Raw genomic sequence first — 1381 nt, 5'->3', positions numbered from 1 at the left:
GAGCGGTTGTCGGACGCGCGCCGTAACGGTCATCAGGTGCTGGCGGTGGTGCGGGGTTCGGCGGTGAACCAGGATGGTGCGTCGAACGGGTTGACCGCGCCGAACGGTCCTTCGCAGCAGCGGGTGATCCGCCAGGCACTGGCCGGCGCGGGGTTGTCGCCGTCCGAGGTGGACGCGGTGGAGGCGCACGGTACCGGGACGACGCTGGGTGACCCGATCGAGGCGCAGGCGCTGCTGGCGACCTACGGCCAGGACCGGTCGGAGGACCGGCCGGTGCTGCTGGGGTCGATCAAGTCGAACATCGGTCACACCCAGGCCGCGGCGGGTGTGGCGGGTGTGATCAAGATGGTCATGGCGATGCGCGAGGGTATGGTGCCGCGCACGTTGCATGTGGACGAGCCGTCCTCACATGTGGACTGGAGCGAGGGCACGGTCGAGCTGGTGGCCGAGGCGCGATCGTGGCCGGAGACCGACCGCCCGCGCCGGGCTGCGGTGTCGTCGTTCGGGATCAGTGGCACCAACGCGCATGTGATCGTCGAGCAGTGCCCAGAGGCCGGGCAGTTCACGGCCGAAGCGCGGGACCGGATGCCGGATGCCGTCGTGGAGCCGCCGGTGGTTTCGGTGGTGGTGTCGGGTCGTACGGCGGAGGCGTTGCGGGCGCAGGCCGGGCGGTTGGTGTCGTATGTGGGCGCCGATCCTGCTCCGGTGCTGAGCGATGTGGCGTTCTCGCTGGTGGCGACGCGGTCGGTGTTCGAGCATCGGGCGGTGGTGGTCGCGGCTGATCGTGAGGGGGTGCTGGCCGGGTTGGGGGCGCTGGCCGAGGAGCGGCCGGGGGTGGGTGTGGTGCGCGGGGTGGCCGGGGCGGAGCCGGAGCTCGCGTTCCTGTTCACCGGTCAGGGCAGCCAGCGGGCCGGGATGGGCCGGGAGCTGTACGACCGGTTCCCGGTGTTCGCGGCGGCGTTGGATGAGGTGATCGCCGAGCTGGACCCGTTGCTCGATGGGTCGTTGCGGGAGGTGCTGTTCGCCGAGCCGGGGTCGGCTGAGGCGGGGTTGCTGGATCGGACGGGGTGGGCGCAGCCGGCGCTGTTCGCGGTGGAGACCGCGCTGTTCCGGCTGGTCGAGTCGTGGGGGGTTCGGCCGAATGTGCTGGCCGGGCACTCGATCGGGGAGATCACCGCTGCCCACGTGGCGGGGGTGCTGTCGCTGGCCGATGCGTGTGTGTTGGTGGCGTGTCGGGCGCGGTTGATGCAGGCGTTGCCGCCGGGTGGGGCGATGGTGTCGGTGCGGGCTTCCGAGGAGGAGGTCGCCGAGCTGCTGGCCGGGCGGGAGAAGGAGGTGTCGGTCGCGGCGGTGAACGGTCCGGCCTCGGTGGTGATCTCCG

At 71.6% G+C, this 1381-nt stretch carries 1 protein-coding gene; it reads left to right on the top strand.

Translation table 11 applies throughout. From position 1 onward, the window contains the following. Window positions 1–1381, top strand: a 1381-nt coding sequence (locus ABZ260_RS51100; protein WP_355633238.1) for a type I polyketide synthase, incomplete at both ends; no start/stop codon positions are given.

The organism is Streptosporangium sp. NPDC006013 (genome assembly GCF_040614275.1).
In the GTDB taxonomy this organism is placed as follows: domain Bacteria; phylum Actinomycetota; class Actinomycetes; order Streptosporangiales; family Streptosporangiaceae; genus Streptosporangium.
Note: the sequence above shows the minus strand (reverse complement) of the source record. Positions and strands in the feature narration are given on the sequence as shown.